The following is a 5,799-nucleotide window of genomic DNA, read 5'->3' as shown; positions in this document are numbered from 1 at the left end:
CTAAATAACTGATCCTAATAGTGCTACACCTTCGCTGTGCCATAGCCATTCCCCGGGAAAGGAGACACGGTATCCATGAAGTGTTTCACTCGAGCCAGCAGGTTGGCCATCCCTCTGCATTGATGATTGCGCGTGATGGTTTCATGTAACTTGTGCCACAGCCGTTCGATGTGATTAACCCAAGGACTGTAAACTGGCTGGAATACCAGGCAGAACTTGGGGTTCTTCTTCAACCATCGCTCGGTCTGTTTGCTTTTGTGAATGATGTAGTTATCGAGGATCAGCGTGATGGTTTTGGCTCGTCGGTAGTGGTGACGCAGCTTTTCCAGCATGGCGATAAACAGGGATGAGTTTTTCTTTATCCCGCTGACGTAAAGCACTCTTCCGTTGCCTGCATGAAGAACGCCTGCCAGGTAATGCTTGGCATTCTGCCCCGGAGTGACAACACGCTTTTGCTGCGCTCTGAACATCCAGTCGGCCCCTAATTTGGGATTGAGGTCTATATCGACTTCATCCTCATAAAACACCGGGTTATCCGCATCACAACGGGCCAGCGCGGCGTCGATATTCGCCATTTTCTCCTGATAGGCCGGGTCTTTTATCCGCAAGGTCGGCACGGGCCTGCGCCAGACAATCCCCATACGAGGTAACCATCGACGAAGTGTGGAGGCGGCCACATTGAGCCCTGTTAACCGATTGATTTTGATAGCCAATAGTTCGGTACACCAACGGCTGCGCTGATAACCAAAATCTTGCGGAGAAAACTGCATGAGCAGCACCAGTAAGGTGACCATCTTGGCGATAGGTAAAACTGGGGCACGGCCAGCCGGTAAGGCTTCTAGCGCATCTATGCCTTCATCTCGATACCACCGAAGCCAACGACCGATGGTCGAGCGCGCAGCGCCGGTAAGGTGATGAACATCAGTGATCGTGCGTCCTTCATGTAACAGCAAGATGGCCATCAAGCGACGAGCATGCCCTTTATCACGCGTGGCATGGATGATTTTGTGAATGCGGCGCCGTTGTGACCGTGGCAGGGGTGGTAGGATAGGCATCAACTCAGTCCTTTGGGTGTGGCTTGTTTTGTTTGGCGACTAATGAGATCGCACAAACTGGGCTGAGTTCCCTTCCTCCAGTGATCTACTATTCGGAACAGTTATTTAGTGCATCGCTAGTCATCAACTCAGTAGAGCGGCGAATAAATGTTTCTTCAATGACCAGATTTACAGGCATTCCATCTGGTACGGCCATAACTATTTTTGAAATAGCTTCCAGCTCTTGGGGTTCTTTCGGCGTTTCAGGGCCACAACCATCATAACAATCAGAACGTGAGCCTTCGCTGACCAACGGAACGGAACCACGAACAAAAACATTATCAGCTATCTGTTTCTCTGTACCCTTCCAGTAATAAAGATCAAAAACGTCGTTTTTATTAGACGATTCAGCAGCGATAAGTCCAGTGATAACAGAGCGTGGATAAGTCGATGCATGAGAAACAAAAATGTTGTACTCGGCTTTGTTTGATGGGGCGATTGGTGTTGGTGGTGTGTTGGAGTCATTACTGTCATTGCAGCCAATTAGTAACGCTGCAAAAATTGCTGTTGCAAATATGTTGCGAATCATGATTTGTACCTCATCTGTGTGTTTTTTTCTTTATTTGTTAGAGTTGCTTATTTTTCTGAAAAAAATTAATTGTGACATAGTGTTAGTGAAATTAATATTATATTAATTGTTTTTAAATAAATAATATAATCCTGGTAATCACCTCATTTTTAGAATTTGTTGGAGCGTTGTTGCCCAAATAAACCAGCAAGTCATGACTTCCCCGCCCCAGGTGACCGCTACACTCGGGGCTTTCTGATGATGAAGGCGCGATCAACTTGTTCGCGCCTTCCCTAACATAACGAAGTAGAAATATATATTACTTCTGAAGGAGATGAAAATTAATGATTTGCATCTCCTTTAAGGTATAGTATCAAATAAAGTTTTTGTCAGAAAATAAATGCTAATTCAGCAGAGAAATTTCTCCCTGGAGAAGTGAGCCTACTCAACCCCTTTCCTTGCTCATCAATCATGTTGGTTGTGCCAAACTCTGGAATGCTTCGCATAGCATCCCATGTTGTATATTCTTGATTGAAGACATTGAAAATCCCTGCTCTGAAGAACGCAAAGTCAGTAATTTGATATTTACCAATCAAATCAAAAACAAAATAGGAGTCATTAACATACTTCCACTCTTTACCATTCCTAATGGCATCGCTTAACTTTTTACCTTTTGAATACGTTAACATACCATCTATTTCAAATTCCCCATTAGATGATGAGTACTTCAGATCGGTTATATTTTTAAGTGGTTGAACTGCCATTAAAGAGTCGCCATTAGATGCTCGACCATGTTGATAAGATATTTTGTTCTCTATGGACAATCCAGGTAGAAAAATGTTTGCATCAAGTTTTATTGATGCATCGACACCGTTTATTTGTGCTGAATCTATGTTTGTGTACTGTAAGTGATTCTGGGGTAAAAACTCAGGCCCCCATTGCGGATGCCAAGGATTGGTCGTTAATCTTTCACTTTGCTTAAGATCAATAAAATCACTATATTTTGTATGATATCCATTAATAGCCGCATTAATAATGCCTTTTTCAACCTTTAATGATATTTCATTAGTTATTGCACTTTCCTCTTTAAGTTCATTATTAGGTTCAAGGCGGTTTGCGGCCCCATCTGTCCCAAAGTCAAAATATAACTCTTGTGCTGTTGGTGTTCTAAATCCTTTGCCCAATTTATATGATACTGTAGTGCTTTCAATGGGCTTATAGTCTAACCCAAAACCCATTGATAAAACAGAATAATTATGCGCTATATAATGATGCTCTTTATTACCTGTTGTGCTTGGTTTACTTTGCCCAGGTTTATGTGCAACCCAATCTTTTCTAATACCTAAATGTAGATTTGTTGCTGAATTAAGCTTAATCTGATCAAATAATGATATATTATACTCTTCACTTTTTACTGGTGTGATAATTGAATAGTTTTCGTCAAGTTTGTCATTTGAAAAGAAAGTTGTATCAACGTTTTCATTTTTTAATTTCTTTATTTTTAGCCCGCTAGATAATGCGAACTCATGGTCGATATTAAATGTACTTGCTTTGTCAAAGTCCATTGACATCTTTAGTGTTTTATTATCTTGTTTAATTCGCCTGTTATATATCTGTTCAGTTTTATTTGTTTTGATTTTTTGCACAATACTAATGGCTGATTGATCTATAGACTGTTGTCCAGCAGATATTTTTAGCTTTTTAATAAAACCATTTTGCTCTCGCTCATAGTAAGCTCCAAGGGAGCCTGCTAATGAAAGATCATCTCCAAGTCTCGCGTCTGATCCAAATAGCTCCCACGACTTTTCATCTGTTTTTGTTTTTTCTTTTTTTTCATTCCAAGAAAACCCCAGTGTATCCTTTTCAGTAAGATAAGCATTCAGCTTTATAAGTGTTGCATTACTATTTGTTTTTCGTGGATCTGGAGTTCCCCTTGATCGACCGTAGACATCATTATCTGGTGAGTGATTTTTATTTTCATGCATTTTTCTGTATGTATTTAGTATCATGAAGTCGATATATGAATTGCCACTAGCGAAACCTATCGTTTCTTTTTTTTGATCATTTCTAGAATAGAAGGCACTTTTCGATATAAAACCAAAACCTTTTTTCTCATCTATTATGTCAGATGGAGATAATGTTTCATATGAAATACTACCACCCATAGAACCACTGCCATTTAAAATAGAATCAGATCCTCTATTGATCGTAACTTTTTTAAGCCAATCAACCTCGGTTTCATTAATTGTGCCATTAAAATACCCATATCCTTTATATATTTCATTGTTAAATGTTTCTGCTTGTTGTATGCCATCAACAAAAATACCAACACGATCACCATCAACTCCACGAATAGCTAGACCATTGGAGCCGAATCTACCACCATCAGTAACGCCGATATCCGGTTGTGTACGGAGCAAACTTTTTAAGTCATAAGCTAAATTTTTAGATATATCCTTTTGATCAATGGTAATTGCATTTATGTCATGATTCCGTTTACCTTTTATAATCATAACTTCATTAGGTTCACTTGCAAAGACGATAAATGGTGTACAACAAAATGTAATGATAAATCTATTTTTTATTAAAAACATATCATAACCCGTAGATGCGAATGATAACAATTACCATTATCCTTTTCAAGGTAAAGAATTGCAAGCATTTAAAATAGATATACTGCTTGTTGCTACTTCGCCGCCGTTATTGACTGAAATGATTTTAATCGATTGGCTGACTGACTTAGTCATCGAAATTGTAAATAACAAAAACACTAATAGTTGAATATCCCCCAGTTCCCTAGACACCTCACAGCCTTAAAATGAGGCAACTATTGGAGGTGTTATGACCCGTCAGCGTTATCCAGAAACATTCAAAATCGAAGCGGTTAAACAAATCACCGAGCGCGGACGGCCGGTGGCTGACGTTGCACGAGCCCTTGGGGTATCCAGCCACAGTCTGTATACTTGGCTCAGGCAGTACGGTAAGCCTGCTGACCAGCTAAGGTAGTTGTCGTTTTTTATGCTGCCCGGCGTTCATTTTCCGGATTGAGCGCCACCATACTTACTGGTGTCCAGTTCCTTGTTTTCCCAGACCAGCGTTCAGGATTCTGGCATCGCGCGGCTTCATAGACAGCTTCCCGTTGTTTAAGCAGGGGCTTATCCAAGGCGCTGTCCCAATTATGTGTTGAAAGGCTAAGCTTGAAGTAGGCCATCACCTTGAGGTCTACCATCATGGATACCCCAGCCTTTCAACACCTGTTGTCTCTGTTTCCACAACTTACCCTGCGCCAACGCCGTGTTGCCCAGCAGGAGCTCACTGCGCCCCACACCATTACCTCACTCAATACCCAGCTACCTGCATGCAGCGGTTGCCCACATTGTCAGGCCGATGCCAATCAGCTGGCCCCCTGGGGATGGAGTCGGGGACTGCGTCGCTACCGTTGCAAACTTTGTCTACGCACCAGTACCGTGCTGACCAAGACCCCCTTGGCCAGATTACGTAAAGCGCAGTGCTGGGAAGACTACGCGCAAGCCCTCATTGAAGGACTCACTGTCCGCCGGGCAGCGCTGCGCTGCGGGGTCAGCAAGAACACCGCTTTCCTCTGGCGTCACCGCTTCTTGCGTGCCATGGCCGCCCATCAAGCCACACGGGAAGAGGGTATCGTTGAGGTCGATGAAACCTTCTTCCTCGAGTCGTTCAAGGGGCAACGGGGATTGCCTCGTCTGGCTCGGCGTCGTGGAGGTAAAGGGCGAACCCGGGGAACCGGGCCGGATTACATCCCGGTGATGGTGGTGCAGGACCGTGCAGGTCACCATGCAGATTTTCAGTTGGAAAAGATGAATGCCGAAACAGTCATTGCGGTCTTAAAGCCCCTTGTCTCGCCGGATGCCGTGCTGTGTAGCGATGGTGCGGGCGTGTATGCCAGTTTCAGTAAAGTGCAGGGAGTGACTCATCAAGTAGTGCGCAATCGTCAGGGTGAGCGAGTGGCCGGCGCGTATCACATTCAGCATGTGAACGGCTATCACCGTCGGTTGAAAGAGTGGATGGAGCGCTTCCATGGCGTGGCGACGCACTACCTGAGGAATTATCTGGGTTGGCGCAGGATGCTGGAGCGTTATGGGAAGGGTGTGAATATCAAAGCGTGTTTGCATGAGGCGCTGGGGCACCCCATGCAACACGTAATTGGGACATAGCCTT

General features: G+C 43.5%; 5 protein-coding genes and 1 pseudogene. 2 read left to right on the top strand and 4 right to left on the bottom strand.

What is annotated here, in order from left to right:
• Nucleotides 1–23: 23 nt before the first annotated feature.
• The 3 genes from AB5Y92_RS18930 to AB5Y92_RS18920 all read right to left on the bottom strand — a co-directional run bounded on the left by AB5Y92_RS18930 (nt 24) and on the right by AB5Y92_RS18920 (nt 4,226).
• Complete coding sequence (locus AB5Y92_RS18930; protein ID WP_101318646.1) at nt 24–1,055, bottom strand: IS630-like element ISAhy2 family transposase; 1,032 nt, start codon at nt 1,053–1,055, stop codon at nt 24–26.
• 88 nt (nt 1,056–1,143) lie between these two features.
• Nucleotides 1,144–1,623 carry a hypothetical protein gene (locus tag AB5Y92_RS18925; protein WP_157830681.1) on the bottom strand — a complete coding sequence of 160 codons (480 nt, stop codon included), beginning with the start codon at nt 1,621–1,623 and terminating at the stop codon, nt 1,144–1,146.
• A 368-nt stretch (nt 1,624–1,991) separates the two neighbouring features.
• Complete coding sequence (locus AB5Y92_RS18920) at nt 1,992–4,226, bottom strand: TonB-dependent hemoglobin/transferrin/lactoferrin family receptor (RefSeq protein WP_139719231.1); 2,235 nt, start codon at nt 4,224–4,226, stop codon at nt 1,992–1,994.
• A 217-nt stretch (nt 4,227–4,443) separates the two neighbouring features.
• Between AB5Y92_RS18920 and AB5Y92_RS18915 the strand changes: the two are divergent.
• A pseudogene (locus tag AB5Y92_RS18915) lies at nt 4,444–4,599 on the top strand (transposase); the annotation flags it as partial.
• 19 nt (nt 4,600–4,618) lie between these two features.
• On the opposite strand, the gene AB5Y92_RS18910 reads toward AB5Y92_RS18915, so the two are convergent.
• Entirely contained in the window at nt 4,619–4,834 is a 216-nt protein-coding gene (locus AB5Y92_RS18910) for a hypothetical protein (protein WP_080574169.1), read from the bottom strand.
• On the opposite strand from AB5Y92_RS18910, the gene AB5Y92_RS18905 reads away from it, so the two are divergent.
• Nucleotides 4,833–5,795 (top strand): IS1595 family transposase, encoded by a 963-nt coding sequence (locus tag AB5Y92_RS18905; RefSeq protein WP_101318654.1) that lies wholly within the window; start codon nt 4,833–4,835, stop codon nt 5,793–5,795. The two genes, AB5Y92_RS18910 and AB5Y92_RS18905, sit on opposite strands and share 2 nt — an antisense overlap.
• Nucleotides 5,796–5,799 lie beyond the last annotated feature (4 nt).

The sequence above is a fragment of the Aeromonas sp. R1-1 genome (genome assembly GCF_040908495.1).
Lineage (GTDB): Bacteria > Pseudomonadota > Gammaproteobacteria > Enterobacterales > Aeromonadaceae > Aeromonas > Aeromonas veronii.
This window is presented reverse-complemented; position numbering and strand designations above follow the sequence as displayed.